This window comes from Pseudonocardia sp. T1-2H (assembly GCF_038039215.1).
In the GTDB taxonomy this organism is placed as follows: domain Bacteria; phylum Actinomycetota; class Actinomycetes; order Mycobacteriales; family Pseudonocardiaceae; genus Pseudonocardia.
This window is the reverse complement of record NZ_JBBPCL010000001.1, coordinates 4,357,394-4,373,812: the sequence shown is the minus strand read 5'-3', so window position 1 is coordinate 4,373,812 and position 16,419 is coordinate 4,357,394. Positions and strand designations below refer to the sequence as shown.

The following is a 16,419-nucleotide window of genomic DNA, read 5'->3' as shown; positions in this document are numbered from 1 at the left end:
CGCGGAAACGAGCACGTCGGCGGGCGTCACAGCGCCTCCACCTGCACCGCGCAGAACTTGAACTCGGGGATCTTCCCGACCGGGTCGATCTCGTCGATGGTCAGGAGGTTGGCCGCGGCCTCCCGGAAGTGGAACGGGATGAAGACGTTGCCCAGCTGCTCGCGGTGGCTGACCCGCACGAGCAGCTCGATGGCCCCGCGTCGCGACCGGGCCCGCACCATCTCGCCGTGGGCGAGGCCACGGTCGGCCGCGTCCTTGGGGTGCATGTAGACCTCGGCCGCCGGCGAGATGGCGTCGAGCGCGAACGACCGACGGGTCATCGAGCCGGTGTGCCAATGCTCCAGCAGCCGTCCCGTGTTGAGCACCAGCGGGTACTCCGCGTCGGGTAGCTCCTTGGCCGGCAACCACTGCGCGGGGACGAGGTGCGCGAGGCCGTCGTCGGTGTTGAAGTGCTCGTCGAACATGACGACCGTGCCGTCGGAGTGCTCGGGATCGGCGTTCGGGTACAGCTTCCCCGAGAGCCCGAGATTGTCGTAGGCCAGATTGGTGTACGACGGCATCAGCGCCACCATCTCGTCGAACACCTCGCTGGGAGCGCCGTAGTCCCAGTCCAGCCCGATGCGCCGGGCGATGTCCTGCACGATCTCCCAGTCCGGGCGGGCCTGCCCGGGGGCGTCCATCACCTTGCGGCCGAGCTGCACCCGGCGGTCGGTGTTGGTGTACGTGCCGTCCTTCTCCAGGTAGGAGGTGGCGGGGAGGATCACGTCGGCGAACTCGGCGGTCTCGGTGAGGAAGATGTCCTGCACCACCAGGAAGTCCAGCGCCGACAGCGCCTTGCGCACCTTGTTGATGTTCGGATCGGACAGGAACGGGTTCTCGCCGAGCATGTACATGCCGCGCACGCCGTCGGGCTGCAGCGCCGACTTGATGATCTCCGTGACGGTCAGGCCGCGGTTCGGGTTGAGCGCCGTGCCCCACGCCTCCTCGAAGCGGGCCTGCGTGGCCTCGCGGTCGACGCCCTGGTAGTCGGGGTAGAACATCGGGATCAGCCCGGCGTCCGAGGCGCCCTGCACGTTGTTCTGCCCGCGCAGCGGGTGCAGGCCGGTGCCCGGACGCCCGACCTGGCCGGTGATCGAGCACAGCGCGATGAGGCAGCGGGCGTTGTCGGTGCCGGTGGTGTGCTGGGAGATCCCCATGCCCCAGTAGACGACCGCGGCCCCCGCCTCGCCCCACAACCTCGCGACGAGACGGATCGTGTCGGCGTCCACGCCGGTGATCTGCGCGGCGCGCTCCGGCGGGTAGTCGGCGACGGTCCGGGCGAGCTCGTCGTAGTTGGACGTGCGCCCGGCGATGAACTCGCGGTCGATCAGCCCGAGCCGGATGATCTCGTGCATCACCGCGTTGTAGAAGGCCACGTCGGTGCCGGGCTTGAGCTGCACGAAGATGTCGGCGTGCTCGGCCACGGTCGACGCGCGCGGGTCCACGTAGACGATCTTCGTGCCGCGCCGGCGGGCCTGCTTGAAGAAGGAGCTCGCCACGGGGTGGTTGGCGGTGGGGTTGGAGCCGGTGATGATCACGACGTCGGCGTTGACGACGTCGCCGTAGGTGGTGGACACCGCGCCCGAGCCGACGCCCTCGAACAGCGCCGCGACACTCGAGGCGTGGCACAGCCGGGTGCAGTGGTCGACGTTGTTGGTGCCGAAGCCCGTGCGGATCAGCTTCTGGAAGAGGTAGGCCTCCTCGTTGGAGCACTTCGCCGAACCGAACCCGGCGATCGCGCCCGGCCCGCCCGCCGCGTGCACCTCCGTCAGGCGGCGCGCGATGAGATCGAGCGCCTCGTCCCAGGTGGCTTCGCGGAAGTAGGGCAGCACCTCGTCGTAGTCCACGAGGCCGCCGGGCTTGCGGCCCCGGTCCTTGCCCGGCCGCCCGTCCTTGCGGCCCCCGCCGCTGCGGTTGCCCCCGTCACCGGCCCGGCCGCGGTCGTTGTGGGTGCCCCCGGCGCCGTCGCCGCGGACGTCGGCCGAGAGCGGGCCCTTCGGGTACGCGGCGTCGACGCGGATCAGCGGCACCGTCAGACGCTGCGGCGACGCGGAGTAGTCCCAGCCGTAGCGGCCCTTCACACACAGCCGGCTCTGCGATCCGGGCTGGTCCCGGCCCTCGGCGAAGGCGATGGCGCCGTGCTCGCGGTCGACGTAGTAGGTCAGGGCGCAGCCGACCCCGCAGTAGGGGCACACGGAGTCGACGGCGTCGAGCTCCTCGCGCGGGCGGATCGGGATGCCGCGGATGGGCTTGTTGGTCAGCGCCCCGGTCGGGCAGGCCTGCACGCACTCGCCGCACGTGACGCACGAGGAGCTGCCCATCGGGTCGTTCAGGTCGAACGCGATGCGCGTGGAGTAGCCCTTGCCCGACCGGCCGATGACGTCGTTGCCCTGGATGTCGTCACAGGCTCGGACGCAGCGGTCGCAGAGGATGCAGGCGTCGTGGTCGACGTCGATCACCGGGTTCGACGAGTCGGTGCCGCGACCGGAACCGCACGGCAGCTCCGTGGACTCGCGGGCCACGCCGAAGCCGTCGGCGAGGGCGAGCAGGAGGTTGTCGCCGGTGGTGGTCTGCTTGGGATCCTCGGCGCGAACCGGCTGATCCGACACCAGCAGTTCGGTCAGGGTGGCGCGGTTGCGCTCCAGTTCCGCGCTCGTCGTCGTGACCGTCATGCCGTCCTCGCACGGGCGGACGCAGGCCGCGGCGAACACGCGGCCACCCGTGTCCACGACGCACATGCGGCACACACCGACGGGGTCGTAACGCTCGTCGTGACACAGCACGGGGATGTCGATCCCGGCCTGCCGGGCCGCGTCGAAGATCGTGGTGCCGTCGGGAACGGTGACCTCGCGGCCGTCGATCGTCGCGGTGACGGTCGAGGCGGCCGTGGGTGCGGACGGCTCGTGGAGCGTGGTCATGTGTCCCCCCGGATCGACTGTGAGCGCGGACACGTCGACCTTAGTCCAGTAGCAGCCCGCCGAGGTCGCCGGCGGACGGCCTGCCGTCGGCGTCCCAGCCCCGGGCGGCGTAGTAGCCGGCCACCATCGACCCCAGGGTCGCGGCGGTGAGGGCGGCCGACCGTCCCGACGCGAGCACCAGCGGGGTCTCGAGCATCCGCGCGGGCAGCGTGTCGTCGGCGGCCGTCGCACCCGCGCGCAGATTGAAGGCCCGCTTGGCGGTGACGATCCGCCGCGCGGTGGCCCGCAGCTCGTCGGCGTCGAGCGCCCAGCCGGTGACGGGGGCCAGCAGGGCCGCCCACTCGGTGAAGGGATCGGTGAACACCCCCCGCAGGAACTTGCAGAGGATCATGGAGTCCATCACCGCAGCCCGGTCCTCGGTACCGATCGCGGCCACGACGTGCGGATCGCCGCCGTCGAGCCGATCGACCTCACCGGAGAGGTCGGCCTCGTAGGCGCCCGAGCGGTTGTGGTCGGCACCGCGCGAGTTCACCGCGAGCCCGAGCGCCATCGCCTGCAGCGTGCGCGGCTCGTAGCCGGGCAGCTCCAGGCCCTTGACCTGCGGCGCGAAGTCGATCGACCCCGCCCCCACCACCCCGGCCGCGTGCCGGGAGCCCTGTGCCAGCAGCTCGCCGAGCCCCGGCTCGCGGGTGCCGATCAGCTCCAGGGCACGCAGCAGGGCGGTGCCGTCGCCGAAGCGCAGCCACGGCGCGTCGATCAGGCCGCGCTCGGCGCACTCCATCGCCCACGCGATCGTGCCGCCCGCGGAGATCGTGTCGATGCCCAGCTCGTCGCAGCGAGCGCTGGCCGCGAACACGTCGTCGGGATCCGATACACCGCACATCGGGCCGAGCGCGAACACGTTCTCGTACTCCATGCGCTGCGACCCGCCCCCGCGCCGGGAGTAGATGTGCTCGCAGCCGATCGAGCACGACGCGCAGCTGTTGCGGGCCACCCCGCGCAGTTCGTGCAGCTCCTCGGCGGCGAGCTTCGGCGCGCCGTCGAACGTGGCGGCGGTGAAGTTGCGGGTGGGCAGCGTCGAAACCGCGTTGAACGCGAGCAGGTTGGCCAGCGTGCCCAGCTCGCGGTACTTCTTCGTGGCCGGTCCGAAGCTGCGTCCCCGCAGGTCACGGGCCGCGGCCAGGACCGCGGGGGCGTCGGCGACGGCCGCCTTGGTGCCTGCCTTCACCAGCACGGCCTTGATGTTCTTGGCGCCGAGCACCGCCCCCAGCCCGCCGCGACCGGCGTGGCGGCCGTCGTGGCTGATCGTGGCGAAGCGGACCCCGCGTTCCCCGGCCGGGCCGATCGCGGCGCTGCGCCAACCGCGTCCGAACCGCGCCGACAGCGCGGTCTCGGCCTCGGCGGCGGCCGTCCCGGCCAGCTCCGGACACGGTTCCAGGCGTACGCCCTGGGCGTCGACGAGCACGGCCGACAGCACGTCGGCGCGGCCGCGCACCACGATGGCGTCGTGGCCGGTGAGCTTGCCGGCGATGGCGAACTGGCTCGACGCCAGTGCGTCGGTGAGGAGGCCCGTCAGGGGAGAGGTGGCCACCACGGCGAACTTCGCGCTGGTGGTCAGCGGCGTGCCGACCAGCGGGGAGAACACGAACGCGAGTGGGGCGGCCGGGGCCAGCGGGTCGACGCCGGGCGGCGCGAGCCGGTGCATCAACCAGGTGCCCAGCCCGACGCCGCCGAGATAGGCGCGCAGCACACGCTCGTCGAGGTCCAGCGGAGTACCGACGACCGTACCCCCGCGGACGTCGACGACCAGCGCCCGCCCGAAGTAGCCGCCTGCCGTCATGACTACGACTGTAGGCGCCCGTCAGCCGCCCGCGTCGGCGGAGATGAAGGCGACCGTGTCGCCGGCCACCAGGGGCAACAACGGGTCGCGCGTGATCCGGTCGCCGTTGAGTGCCGCGACGACGTGCCGGTCCAGGTCGAGCTCGACGGCGGCAGCGGCATCCCCGAGCGTGGCGACGCGGACCCGGTGCGGGCCGCGCCGGCCGCCACCGGCCAGCGCGCCGAAGCATTCCACCACGACCTCCGCGGGCAACCGGGCCCGAGCCGCCGCGTAGTCGTCGGGGGCGTTGACGTTGACGACGGAGTCCAGGTCCGGATCGAGCCGGGCGACGTCGGCGTCGGCGAGCAGGTCGGCGTCGTCGAGGCGGGTCACGGTGCAGTGCTCGTAGAGCATCCCCGGCCGGCTGCGACCCTGCGCGATCAACGACGCGATCAGCCCGGCCAGCGCGGTTCTGTAAGCGGCGGCCAGGGGCTGCCGGAAGCCGAGGGCGAACGGCAGCGCGACGTCGGTGCCCGGCCCGTCGAGGCCGCGCAGCACGCGCCGGACGAACGCGGGATGCAGGAACGGCATGTCCGTGGAACAGACGAACGCCGCCGGTGCCTTCTCGGCGAGCGCCGCCAGCCCGGTGGCGATGCCCTGCATCGGGCCGACCCCCTCGACCGGGTCCGCCACGACCGCGACTCCGGCGGGCAGCTCCGGCAGCTCCTGCCCGGGCGCCGCGACGACGACCACCGGGCCGTCGACGGTGCGGGCGAGGAGCGCCGCCGTCCGGTACAACAGGGTGGATCCGTGCCACTCGAGGGCGGCCTTCGACGTGCCCATCCGCGAGGACCGCCCGCCGGCCAGTACCACGCCCGCCACATCCCCGATCCCGCCCGACATCCGTGGAACGCTACGGGAATCCTCACCTCTTGATGTGTCGCGATCCTGCGGATATGGGCCGTCGGGTCTTCTGATCCCCGGTGACGGTGATCCAGAAGCGGTCTTCACCGGTGGACGTTGGTGGCCGAGCCCCGGTGGATGAACGAGGCCCGCTGCGGAGACGGCTCGCACCGGGCGCCGGGGGCTATGAGTTGCTCGATGATTGCACCTGGTCGCGCCCAACTCTAGGGTTGCTCCACTCGCCTGGGTGGCCTGTCGGCGGACGTCCGGTTGATCACCTGGCCGACCGTGCGTCACGAGTACCACTCACGCGTGGCTCGGTCGACCCGGTGAGGACGATGCCATGACGCAGGACGATGCCGTGACCCAGGACGAGGTCGCGACCCAGGACGAGGTCGCGACCCGTGCCGGGGAACACCATCACTCCCTGGACGCCGAGCAGGTCGGCTACAAGCAGACCCTCGGACGCCGGCACGTCCAGATGATCGCCATCGGGGGCGCGATCGGGACCGGGCTGTTTCTGGGTTCGGCCTCTCGACTGCACAGCACGGGCCCGGCGCTGCTGTTCAGCTACGCCTTCGTCGGGGTCATCGCGTTCTTCCTGATGCGCGCGCTCGGCGAGTTGGTGCTCCATCGGCCGACGTCGGGCGCCTTCGTGTCCTACATGCGGGAGTTCTACGGTGAGCGGTGGGCATTCGTCACCGGGTGGATGTACTGGTTGAACTGGGCGCTGACCGGGATCGCCGAGCTGTCCGCGGTGGGGCTGTACGTCCAGTACTGGTTCCCGCTGATGCCCACCTGGGCAACCGTGCTCATCGCGCTGGCCGTGGTGCTGGTGATCAATCTGCTGTCCGCGCGGGCGTTCGGGGAGTTCGAGTTCTGGGCGGCGATCGCGAAGGTCGGCGCGATCGTGGTGTTCCTCGCGGTCGGACTGGTCGTGGTGATCGGTGGGTTCAGCGTCGGCAACCACCAGGCCGGGTTTCACAACCTGTGGAGCAACCCGGGTGGCTTCTGGCCGGCGAGCGGCGACTACAACTGGTACGGGCCGATCCTGGTGATGTCCGGAGTGGTGTTCGCCTACGCGGCCATCGAGATGGTCGGCGTGGCGGCCGGCGAGATGGCTGACTCGACCCGTGAGGTGCCCAAGGCTGTCAACGCGGTCATCTACCGGATCGCGATCTTCTACTGCGGCTCGATCCTGCTGCTGGTCTCCATGCTGCCGACCACCGAGTTCAAGTCGGGGACCAGCCCGTTCGTCACGGTCTTCGACCGTATGGGCCTGTCCTGGATAAGCGCGCTGATCCAGGCCGTGCTCATCGTGGCCGCGCTGTCCAGTCTGAACTCCGGCCTCTACTCCACCGGCCGGGTGCTGCGCAGCCTCGGCATGTCCAAGCAGGCCCCGGCGTTCACCCTGAAGATGAGCGCCTCGGGCGTGCCGTGGGCCGGCATCGTCATGACGTCGGTGGTGTACGTCTTCGGCGCCCTGCTCAACGCGTTCGCCCCGGACGCGTTCGAGATCGCCCTGGAGGCCGCGGCGATCGGCGTCATCTTCACCTGGGCCACGATCTTCCTCTGCCAACTGCGGCTGCGGTCGCTGGTGCACCGGGGAGTGCTGCAGGCCAGCCCGTTCCAGATGCCGGGGTCCCCGTACACCAGCATCATCGGGCTGGTCTTCCTCGGTCTCGTCGTCGTGGGCTTGGCCGTGTCGGGCTGGCAGAGCAGCCCGTACTTCAGCCACAAGATCACCTTCCTGGTGGTCGTGTTCGGGATCCCGATCCTCGCCGTGCTGCTCGCGCTCGGCTGGAAGCTGGTGAAGCCCGCGGTCATCGCCAACACCAACGGGCGGCTCGAGGCGGTCTGGTCGAACGACGGGCCGACGTACGGCCCGGACGTCGACCCGGACGACCTCGACCCCGCCAAGCCGTCCGGCGGAGGGAGCTGAGATGGCGATCACGGTGCGGCGGCTGGCCGCGGCGGCGCTGGCGGGGCTCGCCGTCGCCGCCCTGGCCGCATGTGGTGGCACCGGCGGCGAGGGGCCGAACCCCTCGCCCACGCCGGTGCCCGGGGCAACCCCCAACGGGCGGCTCACCATCGGGATCCCGTTCGACGAGCCCGGCATCGGGCTGAAGGACGGCACCAGCTACCGCGGCTTCGACGTGGAGACGGCGACGTACGTGGCCAAGGCGCTCGGTGTGCCGGAAGCGAACATCACCTGGAAGGAGGCCAACGGGGCCGACCGGGAGCAGCTGCTGACCAGCGGTCAGGTGGACCTGGTCTTCTCCACCTACTCGATCACGGACGCCCGCAAGCAGGTGGTCGACTTCGCCGGGCCGTACTTCCTCGCCCACCAGGACTTGCTGGTGCGCCGCAACGAAACCGAGATCACCGGGCCGGAGACGCTGAACGGCAAGGATCTGTGTTCGGTGCCCGGCACCACCTCGGCGGCCAACGTGGTGCAGCGCTATCAGGGCCGGATCCGGCTGAAGGAGCTGCCCAAGTTCTCGGACTGCGTCCAGGCGCTGGCCGACAGTCAGGTCGACGCCGTGACCACCGACGACGTCATCCTGGCCGGTTACGCAGCCGAACCGCAGTACCGGGGCGCGCTGAAGGTGGTCGGCCAGGGCTTCTCCGATGAGAGCTACGGGGTCGGCATCCGGAAGGGCAACACGGCGCTGCGCGACCAGGTGAACGCGGCGTTGAAGCAGTACGTCGCCGACGGCTCATGGAGGAGGGCACTGGGTACCACCGTGGCGCCCTCGGGCTATCAGATCCCCGACCCGCCGAACCCCGGCAGCGCCTGAGCGGATCGGGTCCGGATCTCCCACGCACGCCACGGACGGCGCGGCCGGCGCCCGTGGCCGGGATCGAGGCCGATGATCCGGCCGCCGCCCAGGATGGTGGTCTCGTGCTTGGCCTCCTCGTCGAGGACGGTCAGCCGGGCCAGCTCATCGGCGGCGTCGGCCCGGAAGCGCCGCCGCTGCCAGTCGAAGATCGAGTCATGCCCGTGGATCTGGCTGAACGGCAGCGTCGTGGCCAGCCAGCCGGGCATCAGCTCGGCGGCGGTCGCGGCCCACACCGGACCGGCGCCGCGGCCGCGCCGGCGTCCGTGCAGCATCGTGCCGGCCCGGAACAGCGCGTCGTCGCCCGTTCCGATCAGGGAGTTGATCGTGATCGCCGCCTGCTCGGCGGTGCTCGGCGCGGCGAGCGGGCCGCGCCAGAAGTCCGCCGTGACGCCCGCGTGTGTGATCAGGAAACTCTCGGTGTCGTCGCCCACCCAGGTGGCCACCCGCATCTGTCCGCCGGCCCACCAGCGGCGCAGGGTGTCCCCCGACCGATCGCTGATCCGCTCCGGCCAGTCGAACACCGGATCGCGGAGGTACTGGGCCTCGTGGTTGCCGACGAGCTGGACCCACTGCGGCGGCTGGCGGGTCAGGTAGCCGTCCACCAGCGCGACCACCGCGTCGGAGGCGGGGCCGCGATGGACCAGGTCACCAACCTGGACGATGGTCAGATCGCCGGGCAGCCGGCCGGTTTCGGCGTCGGCGCCGAGGCGTCGGAGCTCGGTGCGCAGCTCGTCGAGGTGACCCGCGACGTCGCCGATGACTGCAACGCGGTGCTCGGGGCGCTCCGGGGCCGACACTACTGAGCCGGCTCCGATGAGGCCCACTCCTCGGCGGGGACGAAGTGTGAGATGTTGTCCATCCGTCGCTGGACCGACGAGATCTCCCGGACTGCCTGGGCGATCACGCTGCGGTCGATCGAGGACATCCGGCTGGTGGTGATCAGGTCGGACGGCCGGTCGCCGGCCCGGTGCTGCATCAGCTGGTAACGCAGCCGTAGCCGTTGCAGCACCTCGAACACCTCGATCAGCGTGCCGGCCTGCTCGTCCGGCAGCATGGCCGATCCGGAGGCCGCCCGCAGCCGCTCGGTGGTGGGGAGCGCGGCGGAGCCGACGCTCAGTGCGGCCCAGCGGGCGATGTTGACGATGGGCAGCAGCGCGTACGTCTTGATGTCGAAGGTGTCGGGCTGGCGGGTCAGGATCTGCCGCACCGGTCGCAGCTTCGCGCGCTTGGACAGCGACTCCTGCAACAGAAGCCGCATGGTGCCCGGATGCCGGCGCAGATCGCCGAAGACCTTGGTCACCGCCGGCAGCCCCGGGTCGCCGTGGATGGGGCGCCCGTCCACCAGCAGCGAGGTCATCATCGCCCCGTTGTGCTCGGCCGGCGCGGCCAGCCACTGCTGGCCGGCTGCGCGCCAGTCGTCGTTGGTCCGGGCGAACAAGGCGTGGCGGGCGGTCGCGCCGTGCTGGTCGCCGCTGAGCCCCGCTCGCGCCAGCACCTCGTAAACCTCGCCGAACGCCGCCCGGTAGCGAGCGATCTCGGCGTCCGGGACGGGTCCGTCGAACGCCACCGCCGAGTCGACGTCCGAACTGAGCACCGCCTCCCGCCGTCCGTTGCTGCCCAGCGACAGCCAGGTGAAGGCGTCCACCGACAGCTCCGGGTGCCGGGCGAGGACGAAGCCGATCGCCCGCCGGACCAGCGTGTCGACCAGGGAGGAGTTCACCGCGATCACCCGGCCGGAGGCCAGGCCGCGGGACAGCAGGTCGCTCAGCATGGCCGGTATCCCGGCCGCGTGGCAGGCCAGGTCCTCGACCGAGGTGGCCCGCCGCAGCTGTTCGTGCAGCGAGACCCCGGCGGTGGTGGGTGAGACGGCGAAGTCGCGCGGGGCGACGACTCCGCGCAGCTGCCCGGCCCGGTCGGTCACCAGCAGGAACTCGGCGCCCCGGTCGAGCAGGAGCAGCAGCGCCTCGGCGGCGGAGTCACCCAGCACGGCGGTGGGCGCCGAGGTGTCCATCATCGAGTGCGCGGGGAAGCTCGGCGGCCTGCCCTCGACCAGCACGCGGGTGCGCAGCACCGAATCGGTGACCAGTCCGAACCGTCCGGCCTCGAGCCGGACCACCGCACAGGGCACGCCCTCGGCGGTCATCCGCCGGGCCACCTCCACGACCGGGGTGGTCGGCTCGACGACCAGTGGTGGCCGGACGATCAGGTCGTCGACCAGGCTGTAGGCCGGGGCGGCGGGCACCCGGCGGCGCGCCGAGGACACGATCTCGGTCAGGAACCGCGCCCCGCGACGCGAGGTGAAGACGGGCGCGGCCAGTGCGCCCGGGATGCGCGCCACGACGACCGCGCCGACGGCGACGGCGCGGGGGCCGATCGACCGCTCGGTCAGCAGGGCGGAGAACCCGAACACGCCGCCCGGCGAGACGACCTCGTCGGGCTCGTCTGCGGGGGTGTCGGCGTCGTTCCACAGGTGCACGCGTCCCTCGAGCACGACGAACACCTCGACGCTCGGGTTCCGGAACGCGTCCAGGATTAGGTCGCCGTCGGCGAACCGGTCCACCCTCGAGCCCTGCGCGATGGCCTCCAGTGCGGCCGTGCCGACTGACTCGAAGGGCGGGTGTCTCGCCAGGAAAGCCGCGAGATCGGCGACGTCCATGCCCGTCATGCTGCCACAACGGGCAGGTCAGACCCGGTCGAGCTCGGCATCGCACCAGAGCGGATCGCTCAACAGTGCCGCGGCTGGGTGCCGCAGCGAGCTCGCCGCGCTGACCGTCGTGCCGTACAGGGCTAGGCGACCGACAGGAGCCGGATACGTGCAGAATTGCCGGGTTCGCCGCCGCGTGGCTCGCGGCCCGGTCGACTTCAGGCTCGGTGCGTGTTCTCGTTCGAGTCGGCCGTGCGGTAGCGCCAGCGCAGGGCGCTGCCCGGGATGTACTGCGCAGGCAGGTGGGCGTAGCTGGGTGCCGGCGGCAGTGGATTGCGGGCTTGTTGCCTCTGCACCGCCGAGATGAGGCGGGGGGCCGACGCATGTGGTGGTAGCTGCTCCCCGTCCTCGGCGTAGTTGCGTAGCTCCCGGCTGAGGACCTCGCCGATGGGGCCGGGGTATGCGTGTCCGGCGTACCTGGCCGCCGCCATCGCGTCCTGTCGGGCCTGCGCGGTGAGAGATCCTGAGCCGTGGGGGTCGACCTGTGCGTCGCCGGTGGCCGGACGTACCTCCGTTGTCGGATCAGCTGTCGGACTGATGGGGCTCATCGAGGACTCCTTCGTCGTTGCTGGTTCGTCGTGCAGCCGTTCGACCCCTGGCCGGGCTTGCCGCTGCTTCGGGGCCCCGCGGTGTCGTGGGAGGAAACCCCGTTGCCACGGTCTCGGTTGCAGGCACGACAGCGGGCGCGCGAGTGCGGCCCGGATCTGCACTCGTAATCTTGCGGGGTGCCGCCCGAGCTCCGTATAGAGATCGTCCCCTTCGATCACCCTGACGCCGCTGCGCTGCGCGCCGCCCAGCGCGCGGAGCTCGCCCTCCGGTACGGCACGCCCGACAGCGAGCCCGGCCCCGCCCCGACGGCCGCGGACACCGTGGTGTTCCTGCTGGCCCGCGAGGCGCAGGGCCGCGCGGTCGGGTGCGGCGCGCTGCGGGAGCTGGGCGGGGGCCTCGGTGAGGTGAAGCGGATGTATGTCGTGCCGGAGCGGAGGCGGTCGGGTGTCGCGGCCGCGGTGCTGGCTGCGCTGGAGGCGGAGGCCGGCGCACGGGGGTGGACGCACCTGCAGCTGGAGACGGGAACGCTGCAACCCGATGCCATCGCGTTCTACGAGCGGCACGGCTACCGGCGGATCGAGAGCTATGGCCCGTATGTGGGTGAGCCGCTCTCGGTCTGCTACGAGCGCCCGCTCGCCGGGCGCGCCGCCCTCGCGGCGGGTGAACCGCCCCTGGTCCGCGCGGATCAGGGGCGGTAGGAGCGGTGATCCGAGAGACGCGGACAGCGATGGCTCAGCAGGTCAACACGATCCTGGTCGATTTCGAGGACGGCGCCCGCGCCGACGAGACCGTTGATTTCGGTCTCGACGGCAGGCAGTACGAGGTCGACCTCTCGCGTGCCGACGCCGAAGGTCTGCGGCAATCTTCGATCCCCTCGCGGCCGCACGATCTCGGACAGGTCGGGCGGCTGGACGTGCCGGAGAGCGGCGTCGTAACCGAGCGCGGCACCCCAGTTCTGCTGCAGCACGCTGACGGGCATCCGTAGCGTTCGGCCGACCGGCGCCCGGCCGAGCACGGAGCGCTGCCCGAGCAGGTGGGGACCGGAGGTCGTCGATCGCCGGGATCCCCGGCGGCCCGGTGGTGTGGTGCCTGACCTCCGGATCCGGACGTGACCTCGGTTCGGCGGCTCGAAGGGGACGCGCATGTCCGAGTTCGGGCCGCTGCTCGCCCTGCTCGGTGTGAGCGTGTGCCACGACGACCCCAGCGGACCGTCCTGGCCGTGCCGCGCACGTCGAAGCAGTACATGCCACCGTCCCTGGGGAGCGGATTGGTGGCTCGCATTTTTCCGCGCGGAACCGACATCGGGTGGGAGCGGTCGACTCGATGCAGCTACTCCGGGTGTCCGCCCTGAGCGCCCGCTGCGTGAACCATGATCCCGGAAACCCGGACTCAGCCCACGTTTCGGGGGTCCGTGGAACCGCGTCAGCGCCGGCCGCCACGGACACGGCCACGGCCACCGATCCGACTCGGCCGATCGTGCCGGATCGTCACTCCTTTGGCCGCCGAACGGGCCCCGCTCAGCGGACAGCAATACAGCGAGGTGGCGACTAGAGGTGGTGGGGGCCGTTAACCCACGGGCGGGACGGGGGCGGCCTGCGAGGTGCCGAGGATGCCCTATCTCGGCGCCCGCCTGCCGAGCCCGCGCTCACGATCACTGAGCCAGTCGGTGACTCGCACCAGCACGCCGATCACGCCGATCAACATGATCACGAGACCGACCAGATACAGATCGTTTTCCACGAGACCGAGGGCACCGATGCCGACACCCAACCAGAACACCGTCGCCGCTGCGATCATCAGACCGACACCTCCGGCTTCTGCGGTAGCGCCCCCGGTTTGCAGTATGCGCGCCGGACGGGCTTGCAGGGTCGTCACACGACCCGCGCCGCCACCGACCCCGGGGCCGGTGCCGTGATCTCCTCCGCCCTCGTCCTGGCCGACGGCACCGTGCCGGCGCGCAGCCAGATGGGGGCGTCCCTAGGCTTCCACATCATCTTCGCCTGCTTCGGCATCGCCTTCCCGGCCGTCGTCCTGATAGCCCACTGGACGGGACTGCGGCGGGGCGATGCGGTGGCCCTGCTGCTGGCGCGGCGGTGGTCGAAGGTGATGGCCGTGATCTTCGCGGTGGGCGCGGTGTCGGGCACCGTGCTGTCCTACGAGCTGGGGCTACTGTGGCCCGGCTTGATGGGGCGCTTCGGTGCCGCCTTCCGAATCCCGTTCAGCCTCGAAGGGATCTGGTTCTTCGTCGAGGCCATCTTCACCGCGATCTACCTCTACGGCTGGCGAGCACTCCCGCCCTGGCTGCACTGGTGGAGCGGGGTGCCGATAGCGGTGACCGGGCTCCTCGGGGCATGGGCGGTGGTGGCCGCGAACTCGTGGATGAACCAGCCCGGCGGCTTCACGTTGACCGACGGGCGGATCACCTCCGTCGACCCGTGGGCGGTGATATTCAACGGCGCCTCCGGCTACGAGGTGCCGCACATGATCCTGGCGGCGTACATGGTCGCCGGCTTCCTGACGGCGGGCGTGTACGCGGTGGGGATGCTGCGCGGCCGGTGGGATCGCTATCACCGGCTCGGTTTCCTGATTCCGTTCGCGGTGGGCGCGGCCGCGGCACCCGTCCAGTTCGTGGTCGGCGACATCGCGGCCAGAATGGTCGCCTCCCAGCAACCGCTGAAGTTCGCGGCGATGGAGCTGGTCGACCGCACCCAGAACCACGCCACCGAGTGGCTCGGCGGGATCTACTACAACGGGCAGGTCTACTTCGGCGTCGGGATTCCCGACCTGGATTCCATTCTCGTCGGCTTCTCCCCGAGCACCACGGTGATCGGCTGGGACAGCGCTCCGCCGGAGCTGCGGCCGCCGTTGCCCAACCTGATCCATCTGGCCTTCGACGGGATGGTGGCCATCGGGACGGCGCTGGTCGTGTTCGGGGCATGGCAGGCGTGGGTCTGGTGGTTTCACCGGGAGATTCCGCGGACGCGCTGGTTCCTGGTTCCCGCTGCCCTTGCGGGAGTGGGGGCGGTGCTGGCGATGGAGTTCGGCTGGCTCGTCACCGAGGTCGGGCGGCAACCATGGGTCGTCTACGGCGTACTGCTGACCCGCGATGCCGTCACCCCGGCGGGCGGGGTGACCATCACCCTGGCCGTGACACTCGTGATCTACCTGGTGCTCACCGGCGGGTGCATCCTGGTGCCCTGGTTGATGGGCCGTCGGTGGCGAGCGGAGGGGGATCCCCGGCTCGTGGAGGACCAGGCCACGCCGTACGGACCGCCGACGGAGCCGGTGCGGGAGGTTCGATCGTGAGCCCGCCGCCGGAACTGATCGCGGTCGCGGTCGTCCTCTTGGCGGTCATCGCCGCCTACGCCCTGTTCTCCGGCGCCGACTTCGGTGGCGGCATCTGGGACCTGCTGGCCGGCGGCGCGAGACACGGGGCGGTGCCGCGCGCCGCCATCGATGCCTCGGTGACGCCGGTCTGGGAGGGCAACCACGTCTGGATCATCTTCGGGCTCGTGATCATGTGGACCGCCTTCCCACCCGCCTTCGCGGCCATCATGACGGCGCTGTTCACCCCCCTCGCCCTGTCCCTGCTCGGGATCTTCCTCCGCGGCGTCGGCTTCGCCTTCCGGCACGAGGCCGAGCGGCTGCACATGCAGCGGCTCAACGGAGCGCTGTTCGCCGCATCCTCACTGATTGCGCCGTTCTTCCTCGGGACGGTCATCGGGGCGGTGGCGACGGGAGCGGTCCCGGCAGCGCCGTCCGGGCAGGTCCCCAGCGCCTGGACAAGCCCCACAGCCCTCGTCACCGGAGCGCTCTTCGTCGCCACGTGTGCCTACATCGCGGCGATCTACCTCGTGGCCGACTCCGCACGGCGCAAGCAGCCCGAGATGGTGCGCTACTTCTCGTACCGGGCGATCGCCGCCGGCGTGCTCAGCGGCGTGCTGGCAGCGGTCAACCTCCTGCTGATGCGCACAAGCTCGCCCTACATCTTCGACCGGCTCGTCGGCCCGGCGCTCCCGCTCGTCGTCGTGTCGGTCGTGGCGGGGATCGCCGCGCTCGTCCTGGTCGTCCTGCGGCGCATCCAGTCGATGCGGATCGCCGCGGGCCTCGCGGTGGCCGCGGTCGTGGCGGGCTGGGGATGGGCCCAGTACCCGTGGTTGCTGCCCGGCTCGCTGACCCTGCAGGCCGGCAGCGCACCGTCAGCGACCCTGTGGGCCGAGCTGGCCGTCGCGGGTCTGGCCGTGCTGTTCGTGCTGCCCGCCTTCGCCTGGCTCTACTGGCTGCAGCAGCACGGGCGGCTGCAGGAGCCGACCGACAGCGTCCGGCTCGACGCGGCCGCGGGGAGCCCCGTCGAGGAGACGGCGGCCCCGAACCGTGCGCCCGCCCCTGTACAGAGCGAGCACCGGATCATCGCTGGTGTTCTGATCGCCTCCGTCGCTGCCGGGCTGGCCCGGCAAGCTCTGGAATACTGGAGAAGTCGCCGCCGGTGAGCCACGGCGGCCTCGGTCGTTCATGTGTCTTTCCTGGCCAGTGGCGTCTTACGGGTCCAGTGTCGTGCAACGATGTCCGTTGACCTGGGCGGCGGTTTCCTCGGCGGTCTTGGTCCAGAGGAAGCTGTGGCAGCGGTCCTCCCAGCCGTCGATG

General features: G+C 71.1%; 13 protein-coding genes. 6 read left to right on the top strand and 7 right to left on the bottom strand.

The features are described from left to right. Positions 1 to 26 precede the first annotated feature (26 nt). Genes fdhF through WBK50_RS21555 form a run of 3 tightly spaced genes read right to left on the bottom strand, consistent with a single transcriptional unit; the run spans position 27 to position 5,679 of the window. Positions 27 to 2,957, bottom strand: coding sequence for a formate dehydrogenase subunit alpha (gene fdhF, locus WBK50_RS21565; protein WP_341337346.1), 2,931 nt, complete (start codon positions 2,955 to 2,957; stop codon positions 27 to 29). Between the two features lie 40 nt (positions 2,958 to 2,997). Next, complete coding sequence (locus WBK50_RS21560; protein ID WP_341337345.1) at positions 2,998 to 4,797, bottom strand: aldehyde ferredoxin oxidoreductase family protein; 1,800 nt, start codon at positions 4,795 to 4,797, stop codon at positions 2,998 to 3,000. Between the two features lie 21 nt (positions 4,798 to 4,818). Then, complete coding sequence (locus WBK50_RS21555) at positions 4,819 to 5,679, bottom strand: NTP transferase domain-containing protein (protein WP_341337344.1); 861 nt, start codon at positions 5,677 to 5,679, stop codon at positions 4,819 to 4,821. Positions 5,680 to 6,022: 343 nt separating this feature from the next. On the opposite strand from WBK50_RS21555, the gene WBK50_RS21550 reads away from it, so the two are divergent. After that, positions 6,023 to 7,621, top strand: a complete 1,599-nt coding sequence (locus WBK50_RS21550; RefSeq protein ID WP_341337343.1) for an amino acid permease — start codon at positions 6,023 to 6,025, stop codon at positions 7,619 to 7,621. 1 nt (position 7,622) lies between these two features. Then, positions 7,623 to 8,480, top strand: coding sequence for a glutamate ABC transporter substrate-binding protein (locus tag WBK50_RS21545; protein WP_341337342.1), 858 nt, complete (start codon positions 7,623 to 7,625; stop codon positions 8,478 to 8,480). Here WBK50_RS21545 and WBK50_RS21540 read toward each other — a convergent pair. The 3 genes from WBK50_RS21540 to WBK50_RS21530 form a co-directional block, all read right to left on the bottom strand. Next, the gene (locus WBK50_RS21540) at positions 8,444 to 9,319 is read right to left on the bottom strand and encodes a metallophosphoesterase (protein WP_341337341.1); all 876 of its coding nucleotides are present in this window, start codon (positions 9,317 to 9,319) and stop codon (positions 8,444 to 8,446) included. The genes WBK50_RS21545 and WBK50_RS21540 overlap by 37 nt on opposite strands. Next, positions 9,319 to 11,178 carry a putative nucleotidyltransferase substrate binding domain-containing protein gene (locus WBK50_RS21535; RefSeq protein ID WP_341337340.1) on the bottom strand — a complete coding sequence of 620 codons (1,860 nt, stop codon included), beginning with the start codon at positions 11,176 to 11,178 and terminating at the stop codon, positions 9,319 to 9,321. The genes WBK50_RS21540 and WBK50_RS21535 overlap by 1 nt, the downstream gene beginning before the upstream one ends. Positions 11,179 to 11,384: 206 nt before the next feature. Continuing rightward, the gene (locus tag WBK50_RS21530; RefSeq protein ID WP_341337339.1) at positions 11,385 to 11,657 is read right to left on the bottom strand and encodes a hypothetical protein; all 273 of its coding nucleotides are present in this window, start codon (positions 11,655 to 11,657) and stop codon (positions 11,385 to 11,387) included. A gap of 294 nt (positions 11,658 to 11,951) precedes the next feature. Here WBK50_RS21530 and WBK50_RS21525 point away from each other — a divergent pair, with 294 nt between their 5' ends. Both WBK50_RS21525 and WBK50_RS21520 read left to right on the top strand, forming a co-directional pair. Beyond that, positions 11,952 to 12,473: a GNAT family N-acetyltransferase gene (locus WBK50_RS21525; protein ID WP_341337338.1), complete on the top strand. Its 522-nt coding sequence runs from the start codon at positions 11,952 to 11,954 to the stop codon at positions 12,471 to 12,473. 29 nt (positions 12,474 to 12,502) lie between these two features. Beyond that, entirely contained in the window at positions 12,503 to 12,760 is a 258-nt protein-coding gene (locus WBK50_RS21520; protein ID WP_341337337.1) for an Lsr2 dimerization domain-containing protein, read from the top strand. A 629-nt stretch (positions 12,761 to 13,389) separates the two neighbouring features. Here the strand turns inward: WBK50_RS21520 and WBK50_RS21515 are convergent. Then, positions 13,390 to 13,572: a hypothetical protein gene (locus tag WBK50_RS21515; protein ID WP_341337336.1), complete on the bottom strand. Its 183-nt coding sequence runs from the start codon at positions 13,570 to 13,572 to the stop codon at positions 13,390 to 13,392. Positions 13,573 to 13,686: 114 nt separating this feature from the next. Between WBK50_RS21515 and WBK50_RS21510 the strand changes: the two genes are divergently transcribed. Next, positions 13,687 to 15,081: a cytochrome ubiquinol oxidase subunit I gene (locus WBK50_RS21510; protein ID WP_341337335.1), complete on the top strand. Its 1,395-nt coding sequence runs from the start codon at positions 13,687 to 13,689 to the stop codon at positions 15,079 to 15,081. Beyond that, a complete protein-coding gene (locus WBK50_RS21505) occupies positions 15,078 to 16,265 on the top strand; it encodes a cytochrome d ubiquinol oxidase subunit II (RefSeq protein WP_341337334.1) in 1,188 nt (395 codons plus the stop codon). The genes WBK50_RS21510 and WBK50_RS21505 overlap by 4 nt, the downstream gene beginning before the upstream one ends. The last annotated feature ends 154 nt before the right edge of the window (positions 16,266 to 16,419 follow it).